This is a genomic window from Streptomyces sp. NPDC007896 (assembly GCF_042959425.1).
GTDB lineage: Bacteria > Actinomycetota > Actinomycetes > Streptomycetales > Streptomycetaceae > Streptomyces.
This window is the reverse complement of the sequence record NZ_JBIBKX010000020.1, coordinates 42326-59052: the sequence shown is the minus strand read 5'-3', so window position 1 is coordinate 59052 and position 16727 is coordinate 42326. Positions and strand designations below refer to the sequence as shown.

Annotated in this window: 16 protein-coding genes; 9 read left to right on the top strand and 7 right to left on the bottom strand. The window is 71.7% G+C overall.

Annotated features, from left to right (window positions below; translation table 11 throughout):
• Window positions 1–39 precede the first annotated feature (39 nt).
• Window positions 40–1341, top strand: coding sequence for a streptophobe family protein (locus tag ACFZDJ_RS44470; protein WP_391067926.1), 1302 nt, complete (start codon window positions 40–42; stop codon window positions 1339–1341).
• A gap of 39 nt (window positions 1342–1380) precedes the next feature.
• Here ACFZDJ_RS44470 and ACFZDJ_RS44465 read toward each other — a convergent pair whose 3' ends face one another.
• From ACFZDJ_RS44465 to ACFZDJ_RS44455, 3 genes are all read right to left on the bottom strand, one after another.
• Window positions 1381–2004, bottom strand: a complete 624-nt coding sequence (locus tag ACFZDJ_RS44465) for a hypothetical protein (protein ID WP_390933204.1) — start codon at window positions 2002–2004, stop codon at window positions 1381–1383.
• 5 nt (window positions 2005–2009) lie between these two features.
• Window positions 2010–4343, bottom strand: a complete 2334-nt coding sequence (locus ACFZDJ_RS44460) for an FHA domain-containing protein (protein ID WP_391067923.1) — start codon at window positions 4341–4343, stop codon at window positions 2010–2012.
• A gap of 296 nt (window positions 4344–4639) precedes the next feature.
• A complete protein-coding gene (locus ACFZDJ_RS44455; RefSeq protein ID WP_384906542.1) occupies window positions 4640–5050 on the bottom strand; it encodes a hypothetical protein in 411 nt (136 codons plus the stop codon).
• Between the two features lie 383 nt (window positions 5051–5433).
• Between ACFZDJ_RS44455 and ACFZDJ_RS44450 the strand changes: the two genes are divergently transcribed.
• On the top strand, window positions 5434–5814 hold the full coding sequence (locus tag ACFZDJ_RS44450) for a nuclear transport factor 2 family protein (RefSeq protein WP_391067920.1): 381 nt from the start codon (window positions 5434–5436) through the stop codon (window positions 5812–5814).
• A gap of 253 nt (window positions 5815–6067) precedes the next feature.
• On the opposite strand, the gene ACFZDJ_RS44445 is transcribed toward ACFZDJ_RS44450, so the two are convergent.
• Complete coding sequence (locus ACFZDJ_RS44445; RefSeq protein WP_391067917.1) at window positions 6068–6997, bottom strand: cupin domain-containing protein; 930 nt, start codon at window positions 6995–6997, stop codon at window positions 6068–6070.
• Between the two features lie 100 nt (window positions 6998–7097).
• Here ACFZDJ_RS44445 and ACFZDJ_RS44440 point away from each other — a divergent pair, with 100 nt between their 5' ends.
• On the top strand, window positions 7098–8093 hold the full coding sequence (locus ACFZDJ_RS44440) for an oxidoreductase (RefSeq protein ID WP_391067914.1): 996 nt from the start codon (window positions 7098–7100) through the stop codon (window positions 8091–8093).
• A gap of 53 nt (window positions 8094–8146) precedes the next feature.
• On the opposite strand, the gene mgrA is transcribed toward ACFZDJ_RS44440, so the two are convergent.
• Window positions 8147–9139, bottom strand: coding sequence for an L-glyceraldehyde 3-phosphate reductase (gene mgrA, locus ACFZDJ_RS44435; protein ID WP_384906546.1), 993 nt, complete (start codon window positions 9137–9139; stop codon window positions 8147–8149).
• Between the two features lie 126 nt (window positions 9140–9265).
• On the opposite strand from mgrA, the gene ACFZDJ_RS44430 reads away from it, so the two are divergent.
• The 3 genes from ACFZDJ_RS44430 to ACFZDJ_RS44420 all read left to right on the top strand — a co-directional run bounded on the left by ACFZDJ_RS44430 (window position 9266) and on the right by ACFZDJ_RS44420 (window position 12296).
• Window positions 9266–10159 (top strand): LysR substrate-binding domain-containing protein, encoded by an 894-nt coding sequence (locus ACFZDJ_RS44430; RefSeq protein WP_391067911.1) that lies wholly within the window; start codon window positions 9266–9268, stop codon window positions 10157–10159.
• Between the two features lie 100 nt (window positions 10160–10259).
• Window positions 10260–11759, top strand: a complete 1500-nt coding sequence (locus tag ACFZDJ_RS44425; protein WP_391067908.1) for a carotenoid oxygenase family protein — start codon at window positions 10260–10262, stop codon at window positions 11757–11759.
• A 27-nt stretch (window positions 11760–11786) separates the two neighbouring features.
• Window positions 11787–12296: a DinB family protein gene (locus ACFZDJ_RS44420; RefSeq protein ID WP_168488891.1), complete on the top strand. Its 510-nt coding sequence runs from the start codon at window positions 11787–11789 to the stop codon at window positions 12294–12296.
• Here ACFZDJ_RS44420 and ACFZDJ_RS44415 read toward each other — a convergent pair.
• Together ACFZDJ_RS44415 and ACFZDJ_RS44410 are read right to left on the bottom strand one after the other, a co-directional pair.
• Window positions 12284–13348: an adenosine deaminase gene (locus ACFZDJ_RS44415; RefSeq protein WP_101407178.1), complete on the bottom strand. Its 1065-nt coding sequence runs from the start codon at window positions 13346–13348 to the stop codon at window positions 12284–12286. The two genes, ACFZDJ_RS44420 and ACFZDJ_RS44415, sit on opposite strands and share 13 nt — an antisense overlap.
• A 55-nt stretch (window positions 13349–13403) precedes the next feature.
• Complete coding sequence (locus tag ACFZDJ_RS44410) at window positions 13404–13796, bottom strand: VOC family protein (protein WP_101407179.1); 393 nt, start codon at window positions 13794–13796, stop codon at window positions 13404–13406.
• Between the two features lie 374 nt (window positions 13797–14170).
• Between ACFZDJ_RS44410 and ACFZDJ_RS44405 the strand changes: the two genes are divergently transcribed.
• The 3 genes from ACFZDJ_RS44405 (at window position 14171) to ACFZDJ_RS44395 (ending at window position 16704) form a co-directional block, all read left to right on the top strand.
• On the top strand, window positions 14171–14914 hold the full coding sequence (locus tag ACFZDJ_RS44405) for a phosphatase PAP2 family protein (RefSeq protein WP_391067905.1): 744 nt from the start codon (window positions 14171–14173) through the stop codon (window positions 14912–14914).
• On the top strand, window positions 14868–15920 hold the full coding sequence (locus tag ACFZDJ_RS44400) for a sodium-dependent transporter (RefSeq protein ID WP_391067902.1): 1053 nt from the start codon (window positions 14868–14870) through the stop codon (window positions 15918–15920). Before ACFZDJ_RS44405 ends, ACFZDJ_RS44400 begins: the two co-directional genes overlap by 47 nt.
• 73 nt (window positions 15921–15993) lie before the next feature.
• Window positions 15994–16704, top strand: coding sequence for a dienelactone hydrolase family protein (locus tag ACFZDJ_RS44395; RefSeq protein WP_391067899.1), 711 nt, complete (start codon window positions 15994–15996; stop codon window positions 16702–16704).
• Window positions 16705–16727: the final 23 nt, after the last annotated feature.

The following is a 16727-nucleotide window of genomic DNA, read 5'->3' as shown; positions in this document are numbered from 1 at the left end:
CGACGAGCGGTGGACCCCGGTGCTGCTTAGCGTGGCAGCGTGAGCCCGCAGACACCGTCCGACCAGGTCGTCGCCGCTCCAGGCGAGCGGACGGCCACCCGCCACGGCTGGGTCCAGGCACTCCTGGCGGTGGTGGCCGGGGTGATCGTCATGCTCGCGGTCGCCGCTCTCGGGCTGTGGGGGGCCGGTGCCACGGGCCTGCCCGAGCACGCCTACCCCCGGGTCGTCGCGGCCTCCGTCGTGACCGCGGTCGGCGGCACCATCGAGCTCGCGGGTGACGCGGGCGTGATCGCCGACACCCGGGCGGGACTGACGGTGATCCCCCTGTCGGTCACGCTCGCCGGGGCCCTGGTGGTCGCCGCCGGGTTCCTGCGGCCGCTGCGGCACCGGGCCGTCGCGGGCGCCCCCGAGTTGGCCGGCTGGGCCGCCAGGATCGCGGTCCTGTGGCTGCTGGCCCTCCTCGGACTCGCGCTCTACTCCCACCAGAACTTCAAGATCTCCCTCGGTACGGGGACGATCAGCGACCTCGGCGACCTCATCGGGGTCTCGCCCGAGGTGGGCTTCAAGACAGCCGTGCCGATGACGCTGTTCTACGGGGTGCTGTGGCTCGCGGGTGTCCTCGTCCTCGCCCTGCTGGTGTCGCGCGGAGCGCCGCTCCCGGCCCGGCTGCTGCGCTTCCAGGAGTCGGTGCGCCCGGCCGCGTACGCCATGGTCGTACTGCTCCTCGCCTGCGTCGCCGCGGGAGCGGTCGTCGCACTGGTGGTGGCCGCGACGCGCGGGCACGTACCCGAGACCTTCGCGGTGATCTTCCTCGGGCTGCCCAACCTCGCCTGGCTGGCCTTCACGATCGGGCTGGGCGCCACCTGGAGGGGGCGGGTGGACGGGCCGTTCGGGCTGCCCATGCCGCACGTCCTCGACCAGGTGCTGCGCACCCCGGACGTCTCCACGGTCAACCTGCGCACCCTGGGCCACCACGACGGCAGGGTGTGGTGGCTGCTGGTCGTCGACGCGCTGCTGCTCCTGGGCGCCGCGTTTGTGATGGCCGCCCGCTCACCGGCCCGGACGCGGGCCTGGCAGCACGCCGTCCGCATGGCCCTCGCGCTGGCGCTCACCGTGCTCATGATCTGCCTGGTCGGCAGGATCTCGGCGCACTACGCCCTGTCGCTCATCGGCATCGGTGACGCCGGCGGCGGCCTCGCGGGCGAGCTCTTCCTCAAGCCGAAACTCTGGAGCGCGCTCGGACTCGCCGTCGTGTGGGGCCTGGTGACCGGGTTCCTCGGCGCCCTGCTGGCAAGGGGAGTCGGCCGAAAGGGCGAGGTCGTGCAGGACACGGTCGGCTAGGAGCACCGCCGACCGCCAGGGCGGTTGTCTCCCGCGCTGTCAGCGGTCACGCGGCTCGTCCGGCGCCTCCGGGACGAGACGTGTCGGTTCATGGTCGTCGGGTGCCCGTACGACACCGGTGCGGGCCCGGCCCGGAACACTCCCGTTCCGCTCCGGGGCCGCCGGTTCGTCCGCGACCGCGTACGTGCTCAGCCGCGTCCCGTCGGTGTACACCCAGCGCTCGTGCTCGGCGTCGTACAGCCAGAGGGACTCGCCGTCGACGACCACCCCGATCCGCTGCCCGCGCGTGATGCCGCGGAAGGACGCCCCGTCCAGCCGCCCGGCCGCGAGGTCCTCGGCCGCGCTCCGATAGCGGATGAGGGCCTGCTCGACGCGGGCGAGGAGCGGGCGCGGGTCGGCCGTTCGGGTGAGGGGGTCGCCCTCCGCGGGCGGCGGCTGCGGCACGGCGACCAGCAGCCGGCCGTCGACCCAGGCCGACCAGCCGTTGGCGCAGACGATCCGGCCCCAGTCACCGAGCCGCTCGACGAGCTGCACCGGGAGCAGCGCGTCGAGCGGCACCGTGGGCCGGGAGGGGTCCGGCGCCTCCCAGGCGGGCAGGCCGTCCGGCGGAACGACGTGCGTCGGGCGGAAGTCGTCGGTCGCCGCCGGGTCGGGAGTCGTCATCGCACCTACTTCCGCATGACCTCGGGTTCGTGCCGCCGCAGCAGCCGGGCCACCACACACCCGAAGACGATCGACAGCACGACCAGCATGCTCACGTTGACCAGCCACACGCTGGGCTCGTGCCGGAACAGCGGGTCGGAGGTGAACGTCCCCGGGACGATCCGACCCAGGGCGATGGTCCCCGACATCGCGCCCAGGGCCCAGCGGGAGGGGACGAGCCAGGCCACTTGCTCCATGCCGGGCACGCCGTGCAGCTTGAGCAGCGCGCCGCTGAAGACCACCTGGACGACGGCGATCAGCACCAGCAGCGGCATGGTGACCTCCTCCTTGGTCACCATGGCGGAGACCAGGAGGCCGAGCATCATCGCGCTGAAGGCCAGCAGGGCCACGGCCAGCGTGATCTCGAGAAGCGGCGACACGAGGACCCCTTCGCCGCGGGGCGCGTTGAGGTCGACGCCGAACAGCGCGACGAGGGTGAGGACGACGGCCTGGAGAACGGTGATGGTGCCGAGGACCACGATCTTCGACATCAGGTACGCCGACCGGGACAGGCCGACCGCGCGCTCCCGCTGGTAGATGACCCGTTCCTTCACCACTTCGCGTACGGCGTTGGCCGCGCCCGCCAGGACTCCGCCGATGCACAGGGTGAGCAGCGCGTTCATCGACGTCTCCAGCGTCAGTTTGCTGCCGGCCACGGCGCGGGCCATCACGCCCATGATGCACGGCAGCGCGATCATGACGGCAAGGAAGGTCCGGTCGGCGCTGAGCACGGCCGCGTACCGACGCACCAGGGTGCCGAGTTGCGCGCCCCAGCTCTGTGCCTTGGGCGGCGGTCCGACGGCGGCGGCCGGGCCGGCCCGGAGCAGATGAGGCTGTGGGCTGGAGCTGTCGATGTACCGGCCCTGGAGTGGCGAGCTCCGGTACTCCCCCGCCCAGTCCCGGCCCTGGTCGCGCTCGAAGGCCTCGAAGGCCTCGGGCCACTGCTCGTAGCCGAAGTAGGCGAGCGCGTCTTCGGGCGGTCCGAAGTAGGCGACCTTGCCGCCGGGCGCGAGCACCAGGAGCCGGTCGCAGACGTCGAGGCTGAGCACGCTGTGGGTGACCACGATGACCGTACGGCCGTCGTCCGCGAGGCCGCGCAGCATGTGCATCACCGAGCGGTCCATGCCGGGGTCGAGACCGGAGGTGGGTTCGTCCAGGAACAGCAGCGACGGCTTGGTCAGCAGCTCCAGGGCCACACTGACCCGCTTGCGCTGCCCGCCGGACAGACTGTGGATGGGCTGGCCGACGCGCTGCTCCAGGCCCAGCTCCTGGATGACCTCGTCGACCCGCGCCTGGCGCTCCGCCTTCGCGGTGTCCTGCGGAAAGCGCAGCTCGGCGGCGTACGAGAGGGCCCGCCGCACCGTCAACTGGGCGTGCAGGATGTCGTCCTGCGGCACGAGTCCGATGCGCTGGCGCAGCTCGGCATAGTCCCGGTAGAGGTCGCGGCCGTCGTACAGGACCGCGCCGCGGTCGGCGGGGCGCTGCCCGGTGAGGGCGTTGAGGAGCGTGGACTTCCCGGCGCCGCTGGGGCCCACGACGGCCAGCAGACACTTCTCACCGACGGGAAAGGACACCTCGTCGAGGAGGATCTTGCGGCCGCGGTCGACGGCGACGGTCAGTTCCTGGACATCGAGGGAGACCTCGCCGGTGTCGACGTACTCCTGCAACTCGTCCCCGACGAGGCAGAACGCGGAGTGGCCGATGCCGACGATGTCACCGGTGGTGATCGGGGCGCGGGTGACGGGCTGCCCGTTGAGGAACGTGCCGTTGTGGCTGCCGAGGTCGAGGATCTCGTACGTCCTGTCCGGGTGGGCCAGCAGTTCGGCGTGCCGCCGGGAGACGACCAGGTCGTCGATGACCAGGTCGTTGTCGGCACCGCGGCCGATGCGGACGGTGCGGGTGGGCAGCGGCCGTACGGTGGTCGGCCGTTGGACGGTACCGCCGGCCGAGGATCGGAAGGCTGCTGACGGCCGCTGCGAGGGCCTGCCGGCGAAGACCGCCCGGGGGCCGTCGGAGGGGCTGCCGAAGTGGATGACGCTGCCGGGTCCGACGCCCCATTCGCGGACCCGCCTGCCGTCGGCGTACGTGCCGTTCGTGCTGTTCTCGTCCTGGATCGTCCAGTGGTCCGCCTCGGGCCGCAGGACCGCGTGGTGCCACGAGACCCGGACGTCGTCGATGACGATCTCGCTCGACGGGTCGCGCCCGACGTGATAGTCGCGGCTCGGACTCAGCACCGTGGAGCCCGTCTCGGTTTCGAGGACGAGTTCGGGCGCCGTCGGCGCGACCGACCGCTCTCCCATGCCCAGAATTCTAGCTATTCGTTCACATATGCGCCTGATCGGCGGCTCATGGCCGGTTCCGCCCGAGCTCCGCGCCTCCGCGAGGCGGGTCAGGGCGGGCGGCGGCGGCAGATGGCGGGGCCGGTCGCCGTGGCACAGCGCGCCTCCGGCGACACCGACCAGGACGATTCCTACGCGGTCCGGGCGGCGACCGTCGCAGTGGTCGGCTGGCGCGACAGTGAGTGGGATCGTTCCAACCGACTGATCGACCGGGCGCTGCCGGCCGACGGAACCCTCGTGGACCTGTCCGGTGGCCGTCAGGCCGCGGAGGTGCCGAGGGCGGCGGCGGTCCGCTGCATGCGCAGCGCGTCGACGGATTCGGCGAGCAGTTCGTACTCGGTGGTGTCGTCGCTGGTGGCGATGCGGACGAGCTTTCCGGCAGCCAGCTCCTCGGCGACCAGCTCCTGTTGGAGGGTGTCACCGCACCAGGCGCGCAGGACGCTCGGCACGTCCGGGACGGTGTCCGCGACCGGTGCGATCGAGTTCGGCGGGAAGGTCGGATCGTCGGGCTGCGGATCGAGCCGCGACGCCATCCAGGAGGCACGGTCCCGCATCCACCACAGGGCCAGCGCCAGGGTGGGCGCGCGGTAGGTCCCCAACGGGACGCCGACGCGTCTGCCTCCGCATATTCCGTATGCGGTCACATGGCACAGGAATTCGTCGTGCACGATCGCTCCCCCATTGCAACGCTCTCCGCCGGCCCGGCCTCGCTTTCCCTGCGGCTCGCTCACTGCGTACGGCTCGTTCGTGGTGCACGGTGGTGCTGCGCGCGTCGTGCATGGTCGTGCCGCGCGCGGGCGTGGCTGAATCGCCCTGTCACTCGAGTATCGCCACTCCTGACACTCTGTCACCATGCCATTCCAGCCAGTCTCCTGGCATATTCACCGCCCGGTTTGGCCGAAACGCGACTCGCTGTCCTTACCCGGGAGGTAATCGACGCCCTCGGGCGTGGGCGGGCATGGTTGCGGTATCGGATCCCGGCGGGGAAGCACAGCTCGGAATCCACTCGCTGACCAGCAACTACCCTACTTCTTACGGAGGTTGATCCACCATGCCCGCAGCCAACGACCGTTACGAGAACGCCGTCGCCCGCTACTTCGAGGCCTGGAACGCCACTGACCGGGATGCGCTCGCCAAGGCGGTCGCCGCCGCCTGGAGCGCGGACGGCAGCTACACCGACCCGCTGGCCGAGGTCCGCGGGCACGACGGGATCGCGGCGGTGATCGCGGCGGCGCACGAGCAGTTCCCGGGGTTCTCCTTCCGGCCCGCCGGGCCGGTCGACGGACACCACGACATCGCCCGCTTCGGCTGGGAACTGGTCAACGAGGCCGACGGCACGGCACCCGTCGCCGGATTCGACGTGATCACCCTGGACGCCGCGGACAGGATCCGCAGCGTGCACGGATTCCTGGACCGCGTGCCGACGCAGTAGCACTCCAAGTAACGCTCCAGCCGGCGCGCGGCGGTGGTGACCGGAGCCTCCAGCGGGCTCGGCGCGGTCACCACCCGCGAACCGGCCCTCACCGCCCTGCGCGCACGACCGCGATGAGTTTTCCTTGTCCGGGCTCTTGCGCAGCACCGTGATGAACTGCTGGTCCAGCTTGCCCGCCCAGTTCTCCTGGTTCTCCTTGCTGCCGGTGCTCATGTGGAGGGCGACACCGTGACGGTCCGCCCGGAAGAGCGGCTCAGCCCGTGAGGGCCGCCCGTGCGCCGTCACGGTAGCGCCGCGGCGCGACACCCGTCGTCCGCTTGAAGGCGTTGCTGAACGCGCTCTCGGACGTGTAGCCGACCCGCTGGGCCAGGGCCGACACCGACGTCTCGCCGTCCCGCAGGGCGCGCCGGGCCAGACTCATCCGCCAGTCCAGCAGATACGTCAGGGGCGGCACCCCGGCCACGGCCCGGAAGCGCTCGGCGAAGGTGGTCCGGGACATGGCCGCCGCCCTGGCGAGCTCCTCCAGCTGCCAGGGGCGGCCCGGGTCGGCGTGCATGAGCCGCAGCGCGGGGGCGATGCGCTCGTCGGCGAGGGCGCGCAGCCGTCCGGCGGGGAGGGCGTCGGCGTCCGCGAGATAGGCGCGCAGGACCTGGACGAACATGAGCTGGGCGAGCTGGTCGGCCGCGAAGTCGGCCCCGGCCCGCCGGGCGGTCAGTTCGCGCAGCAACTGGTCGAGCAGCCAGCGCATGACCGGCGCCTCCTCGGCGCCGGACCGGACGCACAGCAGCGGCGGCAGGGCGTGCAGGAGCAACTCCTCGCCCGCCCGGCCCAGTTCGATGTGCCCGCCCACGAAGACGGCGTCCTCTCCCCCGCCGTAATGAATCATGGACCCGGAGGTGTCCGCGAAGAGTGTCCTGGCGTCCTCCGGCTCCACGGACGGATCGCTCGCGACCACGAACGCCCGGCTGCCGTCGAACACGGCCACATCGCCCGGCCCCAGTCGGGCGAACTCCGGCAGTCCCTCCACGGACACCGACATGCCTCCCTTCACCACCGCGGTGATCTTGAGCATCCCGGGCGGCGGGAAGCGCAGCGCCCAGTCACCGCCGGCCGTGAAGCCGCCGGAGATGACGCACCGGGCGTCCATGAGGCCGAGGGTGTCGGAGAGCGGGTCCGCAGACATATCCGTACTATCGCGCAAGTAATGCGGACTATCAAGCATTCATCGTACGGATTCCCGGTTCTACGGTGGTCGGGAAGGCACACCTGAGGAGATCCGAACCATGACCACCGAGCAACAGCAGCAGCCCCTCCACTCCGGGTTCGACGCCGCGTCCAGCGCCGAGGACGTCATCAAGGGCATCGACCTGACCGGCAAGGTCGCCGTCGTCACCGGCGGCTACTCCGGCATCGGCCTGGAGACCGTGCGCGTCCTGCGGGCCGCGGGCGCCGAGGTCGTCGTACCGGCGCGGGACACCGAAAGGGCGCGGGCCGCGCTCAAGGGGATCGACGGCGTCGAGACCGCCACCATGGACCTGCTGGATCCGGCCTCGATCGACGCGTTCGCCGGGCGTTTCCTCGACTCCGGGCGCCCGCTGCACATCCTCGTCAACAGCGCGGGCGTCATGGCGACGCCGCTGACGCGCGACGCCCGGGGGTACGAGGTGCAGTTCGCCACGAACCACCTCGGCCACTTCCAGCTGGTCGCCCGCCTGTGGCCGGCGCTGCGCCGGGCGCACGGGGCCCGGGTCGTCTCGGTGTCCTCGTGGGGCCACCGGTTCTCGCCCGTCCTGTTCGACGACCCGCACTTCGAGCACCACGCGTACGACCGCTGGGTCGCCTACGGGCAGTCGAAGACGGCGAACATCCTCTTCGCGCTCGGTGTCGACGAGCGGGGGAAGGCGGACGGGGTCCGGGCCTTCGCCCTGCACCCGGGAAGCATCGTCGACACAGGTCTGAAGAAGTACCTGGCCGAGGAGGACCTCAGGGCCGTCGGCGTCCTCGACGCGGACGGCCGGCCGATCCTCGACCCGGAGCGGCAGCTGAAGACCGTCGAGCAGGGGGCGGCCACCAGCGTGTGGTGCGCGACCAGCCCCCTGCTCGAGGGCAGGGGCGGCGTCTACTGCGAGAACAGCGACATCGCCCCTCCGATGTCCGCGGAGGAGGGCCGTGAGTGGTCCCTCGGGAACAGGTCGGCGAAGGCCGGTGTGGTGCCCTACGCCGTGGACCCGGCGGCGGTCGACCGCCTCTGGGAGCTCAGCGAGCGGCTCACTGCCTGACCGACCGGGCCGCACGGCCCGGTCGGCTTCACCGACGGCCTGATCAGCGAGCCTCAGGCCTTGATGATCGCGTCGATCCGCGCCAGCTCCTCCGCGGTGAAGTCCAGGGCGCGGATGGCCGCGACGCTGTCCTCCAGCTGCTGGGGGCTGCTCGCGCCGATGAGCGCGGAGGTCACCCGGCCGCCGCGCAGCACCCAGGCGAGCGCCAGCTGCGCCAGGGACTGACCGCGGGACTTGGCGATCTCGTCGAGGGCGCGCAGCTGCCGTACCAGGTCCTCGGTGACCGTGTCGGCGCTCAGGAAGGGGCTGTCGCCGGCGGCGCGCGAGCCCTCCGGGATGCCGTCGAGGTAGCGGCTGGTGAGCAGGCCCTGCTCCAGCGGGGAGTAGGCGATGGAGCCGACCTGCAGCTCGTCCAGCGTGTCCAGGAGCCCCTCGTCCTCGGGGCGGCGGTCGAGCATCGAGTAGCGCGGCTGGTGGATCAGCAGCGGGGTGCCCAGCTCGGCCAGGATGCGGGCGGCTTCCCGGGTCTGCTCCGCGGAGTAGTTGGAGACACCGGCGTAGAGCGCCTTGCCCTGCTGGACCGCCGAGTGCAGGGCGCCCATCGTCTCCTCCAGGGGCGTCTCCGGGTCGGGGCGGTGCGAGTAGAAGATGTCCACGTAGTCCAGGCCCATCCGGGCCAGGCTCTGGTCGAGCGAGGACAGCAGGTACTTGCGGGAACCCCATTCGCCGTAGGGGCCCGGCCACATCAGGTATCCGGCCTTGGTGGAGATGACCAGCTCGTCGCGGTGCGGCCCGAAGTCCGCCTTCAGGGCGTCGCCGAGGGCCGACTCGGCGGCGCCGGGCGGCGGACCGTAGTTGTTGGCCAGGTCGAAGTGGGTGACACCGAGGTCGAAGGCGCGACGCAGGATCGCGCGCTGGGTCTCCACCGGCCGGTCGGGGCCGAAGTTGTGCCACAGGCCGAGCGACAGCGCGGGCAGCTTCAGTCCGCTGCGTCCGGTGCGCCGGTAGGGCATGTCCGCGTAACGGTCGGGGTGTGCGGTGTACAACGCGTACTCCTGAAAGGCCGGGAAACAGGTCTCCACTCTCGCGCGGGCACGGTGCAGAGGTCCAACGGGAGAATCGGATGGGACTGAGCGACGGCGCTTCTCAATCGGCGACTACTGTTGTGCCCCATGGAACTGCGCCACCTTCAGCACTTCGTCGCGGTCGCCGAGGACCAGCATTTCACCCGGGCGGCGGAACGGCTGATGGTGTCGCAGTCGGGACTGTCGTCCTCCATCCGCGCCCTGGAGCGGGAGCTCCAGGCCCCGCTGTTCGTGCGCACCACCCGTCGGGTCACGCTCACGGAGGCTGGTCGCGCCCTGCTCGGCGAGGCGGAGCGGATCCTCGCCCAGGTGCGCTCGGCGCAGGACGCGGTGGCCGCCGTACAGGGGGTCCTGCGCGGCACGCTCTCCCTGGGCACCGAGCAGTGCATCGCGGGCGTGGATGTGGCCAAGCTCCTCGCCGCGTTCCGGCGGCGTCATCCCGATGTCGAGATCCGGCTGCGGCAGGCGGGCTCCGAGGCGCTGGCCGAGGAGGTCGCCGCGGGCCGTCTCGACCTGGCCTTCGCCGTCAGGACGCGGGCGGACGGGGACCAGCTGCGGTCGGTCCCGCTGACCAGCGAGCCGATGACCGTGCTCTGCCATCCCACCCACCACCTCGCGACCGCCGCCGTGGTCACGCCCCAGGAGCTGGGCGGCGAGGCCTTCGTCGACTTCCACCCGGACTGGGGGCCGCGCCGCACCACGGACGCGGCCTTCGCGGCGGCGGACGTACGGCGGACCGTGGCGCTGGAGGTCAGCGACGTGCACAGCCTGCTGGAGCTGGTCCACGAGGGCCTCGGCATCGCCGTCGTGCCCCGCCACTTCGGCCACAAGCGCGAGGCCGGCGCTCTCACCGCCCTCCCCTTCAAAGGCGCCTGTGAAGCCTCGTACGAGACCGTCGCCATGCTGCCGCCGCCGGACGCCACCAGTCCGGCGGCGCGGGCGCTGATGGTGCTTCTCGACACCCCGCAAGAGGGGGCCTGACACCACCCCCGGACGGGCTCCAGCACTCCTGACCCGGCCCGCTCCCCGGCCGCAGACTCGTGGACGTCCACAAAGGCAACCGCGAGGCTGGAGTGCGGAGATGGCGGATCACACACGGCGGACGGTCCTGCGCGGGACCGCGGTCGCGGCGGCGGGCGGGCTCGTCGGCGCGATGGGGGGCCGGGTGGCAGCGGCGGCGCCGGTGTCGGGCTCGGCGACACAGGGCGGGCATCGGTTCCCGTTCCTCGCGGGGGCGTTCAAGCCCGTCACCGAGGAGCTGACGGCGTTCGACCTGGCGGTCACCGGACGCATCCCGCGCGAGCTGAACGGCCGCTTCCTGCGCAACGGTCCCAACGTGCTGGGTCTGGAGGACCCGCGCGCCCACCACTGGATGCTGGGTGAGGGCATGGTGCACGGCGTGCGGCTGCGGGACGGCCGCGCGGAGTGGTACCGCAACCGCTGGGTCCGCTCGGCCTCCGTGGCCAGGAAGCTCGGCGAACCGTACCCCGGGCCCGTCCCGCCGGACGACTTCCCGTGCAACACCCATGTGATGGGGTACAAGGGACGGATCCTGGCCCTCCAGGAGAGCGGGCCGCTGCCGTACGAACTCGACCCCGAGCTCAATACGGTGGGGACGTACGACTTCCGCGGCACCCTCGAAGGAGCCTTCACCGCCCACACCAAGTTCGACGCGGCGGCCGGCGAGCTGCACGCGATCGCCTACTACCCCACCTGGGACCACGTCCGCCACCAGATGATCGACCACACGGGCCGGGTCGCGAGGACCACGCGGATCCCGGTGGCGGACGCGCCGATGATGCACGACTTCGCGCTCACCGAGAAGTACGTCGTGATCTTCGACCTGCCCATCACCTTCGACCCCGCGGGAGCCGAGCGGGGCGACATCGTGCCGTACGTCTGGAACGAGAAGCACCCGACGCGAGTGGGTCTGCTGCCGCGCGCGGGCGGCGAGGTCCGCTGGTTCGAGGTGGATCCGGTCTACTACTCGCACACCCTGAACGCGTACGACGAAGGCTCGTCCGTGGTCGTCGACATGACGACCTACCCGGCGCCCTTCCATGTCGCGGGCCGCGGCTCCGACGGACCGTACGGGGCCGGCACCGCCTCGCTCGAACGCTGGACGATCGACGTGGCGCACGGCCGGGTGCGCACCAGGACGCTCGACGACCGCCCGCAGGAGTTCCCGCGCGTCCACGAGGCGTTGGTGTCCAGGCGGCACCGTTACGCCTACACGGCGGCGGCCGCCGACATGACCCTGGCGTATCTGACGCCCGACGGGAACCCGCCCGACCGGGCCTTCGCCAACGCGCTGATCAAGCACGACCTGCTCCGCGGGACCACCCAGGTCCACCGGCTGCCGCGGGACGCCGCCGCGGGGGAAGCCGTCTTCGTACCCTCCGAGGGCGCACGGGCCGAGGACGACGGCTACGCGGTCGCCTACGTGCACAACCCCGATCGCGGGGCCGCCGACCTGGTGATCCTGGCCGCCCAGGACTTCACGGGCGAGCCGGTCGCCCGGGTCCATCTCCCGGGGCGGGTACCGCTCGGCTTCCACGGGAGTTGGATTCCGGACGCGTGAGGGACCGCGATGCGCGATGGTGGACGCATGCATGCAAAGGACATCCTCATCGACGCGTACAGCCGCATCCAGGAAGAGGTCCATGCCGCCGTCGGGGGCCTGCCGCCGGACGTTCTCAACGCCCGCCCCTCGGACGACGCCAACTCCGTGTCATGGCTGGTCTGGCACCTCACCCGCGTCCAGGACGACCATGTCGCGGACGCCGCCGGGCTCGAGCAGGTCTGGCTGTCGCAGGACTGGGAGAAGCGCTTCGGCCTCGATCTGCCGCGCCGGGACACGGGGTACGGGCACAGCTCCGCGAAGGTCGCCAAGGTGCGGGTCGACTCCGGTGACCTGCTGACCGGGTACTACGACGCCGTGCACGAACAGACGCTGGAGTTCGTGCGCGGGCTGGCCGCCAAGGACTTCGAGCGGATCGTGGACGAGCGCTGGGATCCCCCGGTCACGCTGGGCGTACGGCTGGTCAGCGTCCTGTCCGACGATCTGCAGCACGTCGGACAGGCCGCCTATGTACGGGGGCTGGTTCAGAGGGCGTAGCCGGGCAGCACGACGTCCTCGATGAGGGCCTTGCGCTCGTCGAACGGGATGAACGCGCTCTTCACGGCGTTCACCGTGACCGTGCGCAGGTCCTCCACCGTCCAGCCCGCCTCCTCGACCAGCAGCGCCATCTCGCGCGTCATCGTGGTGCCCGACACCAGACGGTTGTCGGTGTTGAGGGTGACGCGGAAGCCGAGGTCGCGCAGGGCGGTGATGGGGTGCTCGGCGATGGAGGTCGCGGCGCCCGTCTGGAGGTTCGACGTCGGGCACATCTCCAGGGCGATACGGCGGTCGCGCACCCAGCCCGCGAGGCGGCCGAGCTTGCCGTCGACGATGTCCTCGGTGATGCGGACGCCGTGACCGATGCGCTGGGCGCCGCAGACCTGGAGGGCCTGGTGGATGCTGGGCAGGCCGTGGGCCTCACCGGCGTGGATGGTGAACGGGACGCTCTCGCCGCGCAGGTGCTCGAAGGCGGCGAGGTGGTCGGCGGGCGGGAAGCCGTCCTCGGCCCCCGCGATGTCGAAGCCGACGACGCCGGCGTCCCGGAACGCCACCGCGAGGTCGGCGATCTCCCGGGTGCGGTCGAACATGCGCATCCCGCACAGCAGGGTGCCGACCCGGACCGGGGTGCCCGCGGCCGCGGCCTTGGCCATACCGGCCGCCAGGCCCTCCTGCACGGTCTCGACGACCTCGGGCAGGGTCAGGCCGCCGTTCACCATCAGCTCGGGCGCGTACCGGACCTCGCCGTAGACGACGCCGTCCTCGGCCAGGTCGAGCACGTACTCCTCGGCCGTGCGCAGCAGGCCCTCGCGGGTCTGCATCACGGCGAGGGTGTGCTCGAAGGTGGCTATGTAGCGCACCAGGTCACCGGAGTTGGCGGCCTCGTAGTACCAGGCGGCCAGCGCGTCCGGGTCGGTGGTGGGCAGCGTGTGGCCGACCGTCCCGGCGAGCTCCACCAGGGTGGCGGGGCGCAGGCCGCCGTCGAGGTGGTCGTGCAGCACGGCCTTGGGGAGGCGGCGGATGGTGTCGATGTCGATGCGGGGCGCGGTCATGCGTGTCGTTCCTCGGCAGGTTCTGATCGGCAGGTTCTGAACAGACGGGTGGATGTCAGGCGGCGGGCTGGAGCAGGTCCCAGCGGTTTCCGTACAGGTCCTGGAAGACGACGACCGAGCCGTACGGTTCGTGGCGCGGCTCTTCCAGGAAGGTGACGCCCGCCTCGCGCATGCGGGCGTGGTCGCGGGCGAAGTCGTCGGTGTGCAGGAAGAAGCCCACGCGCCCGCCGGTCTGGTCACCGACCCGGCCGCGCTGCGCCTCGTCCTTGGCCCGGGCCAGCAGCAGTCCGCTGCCGCCGCCCTCCGCGCCCGGCTCGACGACGACCCAGCGGGAGCCGTCGGGGCGCGGCTGGTCCTCGACGAGCCGGAACCCGAGGGCTTCGGTGTAGAAGCGGATCGCCTCGTCGTAGTCGTCGACGACGAGGGTGACCAGCGCGATGCGTCGCATCGGGACCCCTTAGGTAGTTATACGTAACACGTTAGGGTACGGCATCCCACCGCATGCTCCCGCCGCGCCCCGGCCACGCCGGGTCGCAGGGTGCGGCGGGGTGCGGGACGCTGGTCACGCCCCCGGCCTGCCGGCCCCCGCCGGCGTCCGGCAGTCCGACGCACCGCGCACGGCGTTCATCTTTCACGTCCACCGCGGGAACGATCTCGGCCCGGCAATCGTCTACAGTTCTGTAGACCGTCTACAGGATTGTAGTCAACGCGGACGCGGTCATCCGACGCGCCCGCACGCCCGCCATGGAAGGGTCCTCCGTCGATGTCCGCAGCCCCGCGCACCGCGCTGCCGTACGCGGCCGATGTTCCCCGGGCCCTGTCATGAGGCGCGCGGACGCGACCGAACTCGCGGGATCGACCGCGGTCGGCAGCCTGGTCGCCTTCGTGCTGCTGACGCTGGTCGTGACCGGCCAGGACGGCGCCCCGCTCTTCGGTGACCAGGACCTCAACGCCTGGTCCGCGGACCACCGTCCACCCGTCGCGCTGGCCGTGGCCCGCGGTCTGACCTACACGGGTACGGGCCTCGTGCCGTACGTGCTGGTCGCGCTGGCGGGCGTCGTCCTCGGCCGCACCGCACGGCAGCGGATCCTCTTCGCCCTCGGCTGCGTCGGCTGTCTCGCCGCCGCCCAGGCCGTTCGGTACGGCGTGATGTCCCTGGTCGCCCGCCCCCGCCCCGCGACGGCGGAGTGGGCCACACACGCCTCCGGCTGGTCCTTCCCCTCGGGCCACACCACCACGTCCGCCATCGCCGGCGGACTGCTCATTCTCGCGGTGCTCGCCTGGGCGCCCCGCGGCGGACGGGCCCTCGCGGCGCTTCTCGCCTGCTGGGCCGTCCTGGTCGGACTCACCAGGGTCTACCTGGGCGTCCACTGGTTCTCCGACGTGCTCGGCGGCTGGCTGTTCGCCCTGTGCTGGCTGAGCCTCAGCGTCTATGCCCTCGCCCGCATCGCCCCGCACACGTTCTCCTCCATATCGGCGCTCCGTCTCCGCCCAGGTCCCACGACGGAAGAGCGCCCCGATGACTCACACCCCCACCGCGAAGTCCCCCCTCACCCGTCTCCGTGACCGCCTCGGCTGGGCCGTCGGCGCGTCCTACCTCGCCGCCGCGGCCCTGCCGGCGCCGGGGCTGTGGTTGCGTCATCCGCACATGATCGGGGCGGCCGGGATACCGCACATCGCCTTCGAGACCCCTCGTTTCCTGCTGTCCCTGCTCCTGTTCAGTGCCGGCCTGCAGGTGCCGATCCACGAACTGCGGGCGTTGGTCAGGCGCCCCACCGCGCTGCTGACCGGGCTCGTCCTCCATCTGGTCGCACCCCTGCTGATCATTCCGGGCGTCGCGTTCGCGCTGCGCCAGTCGCCCGACAGCGACGGGGGCAGCGGAATGATCGCGGCGATGATCCTGATCGTCGCGATGCCGGTGGCGGCCGGAGCCACCGTGTGGACGAGCAAAGGGGACGGCGACCAGTCGACGACCGTGGGCCTGGTGCTGGCGTCCACGCTCGTCAGCCCGTTCACCATCCCGGTCACCATGACGGCCCTGTGCCCTCTGCTGAGCGGTGACTACGCGAACACGCTGTCGGGGGCCGCCCGGGCCACCGGACACGCCTTCGCGCTCACGGGAGTCCTGCTCCCCTGCGGCGCCGGAATCCTGTGCCGGCTCGCCCTGCCGGACCGTGCGCTGACCCGCCTTCTCGACGTCGCGGTCCCCGCGGCGATGGTCGGCTCGCTGCTCCTGACATACATCAACGCCGGCGGTGTCCTCGGCCCCTTCCTCACCCATCCCGAACCGGTGCTGCTGGTGGCGGCGCTGGTCGTCGCCGCCACCGTCTGCGGCCTGTCGTTCGGCCTGGGCCGGATCACGGCCCGTGCGCTGCGCCTGGACGGTCCAGCGGGCGCCTCCGTGACGCTGGCCTGCGGGATGAACAACAGCAGCGCGAGCGCGGTCCTCATCACGACGACCCTGCCCGACCGGCCGCACGTCCTGCTGCCGGTGCTGGCATACAGCCTGCTGCAGAAGGTGGCCGCGGGGCGCGTCGTGCGGGCCGGGCTCAGGCGGGCCGCCCGCGCATGACATCGTGGAGATCAACTCGGGGCCGGTCCCGCCGGCCCTTCTGCCCAGCGCTGCCCCACAGGAGTTGAGTGCGATGTCCGAGCTGCCGAAGCCGACCGGAGCCCCCGCCCATCAGAACGTGACCTTCCCCAGCGCCGGCACCACGGCCCACGGTTATCTGGCACTGCCGCCGTCCGGGCAGGGACCCGGGGTGATCGTCATCCAGGAGTGGTGGGGTCTGACCGACCACATCGCGCAGGTGGCGGACCGGCTGGCCGCGGAGGGCTTCGTGGCCCTCGCGCCCGACCTGTACGGCGGCAATGTCGCCCATGACAGCGGCGAGGCCTTCCGGATGATGAAGGAGCTGCCGGTGTCGCGCGGCGTCGAGCTCCTCTCCGGTGCGGTCGATCATCTGCTCGCTCTGCCCGAGGTCACCTCGGACACGGTGGGCGCGGTCGGCTTCTGCATGGGCGGCGGCTTCGTCCTGTACCTGGCCGCGGCCGACCCCCGGGTCAGCGCGGCGGTGCCGTTCTACGGAGTGATCCAAGGTGAGCTGCCCGACTTCTCCCGCCTGAAGGCGCAGATCCAGGGTCACTACGGCGAACTCGACACGAGCATCCCGAAGGAGAACCTGGAGCAGCTGAGGGAGGCGGTCCAGCAGCAGGCCGGCATTGCCGCGGACTTCCGTCTCTACCCTGCCCACCACGCCTTCTTCAATGACGGCCGACCGGAGACGTACAACCCCGAGTCGGCCGCGCAGGCGTGGGAGAGCACGGTGGGCTTCCTGCACGAGCAGCTGGGCTGAGCGGTCCCTCCGGGGCGGCCCGG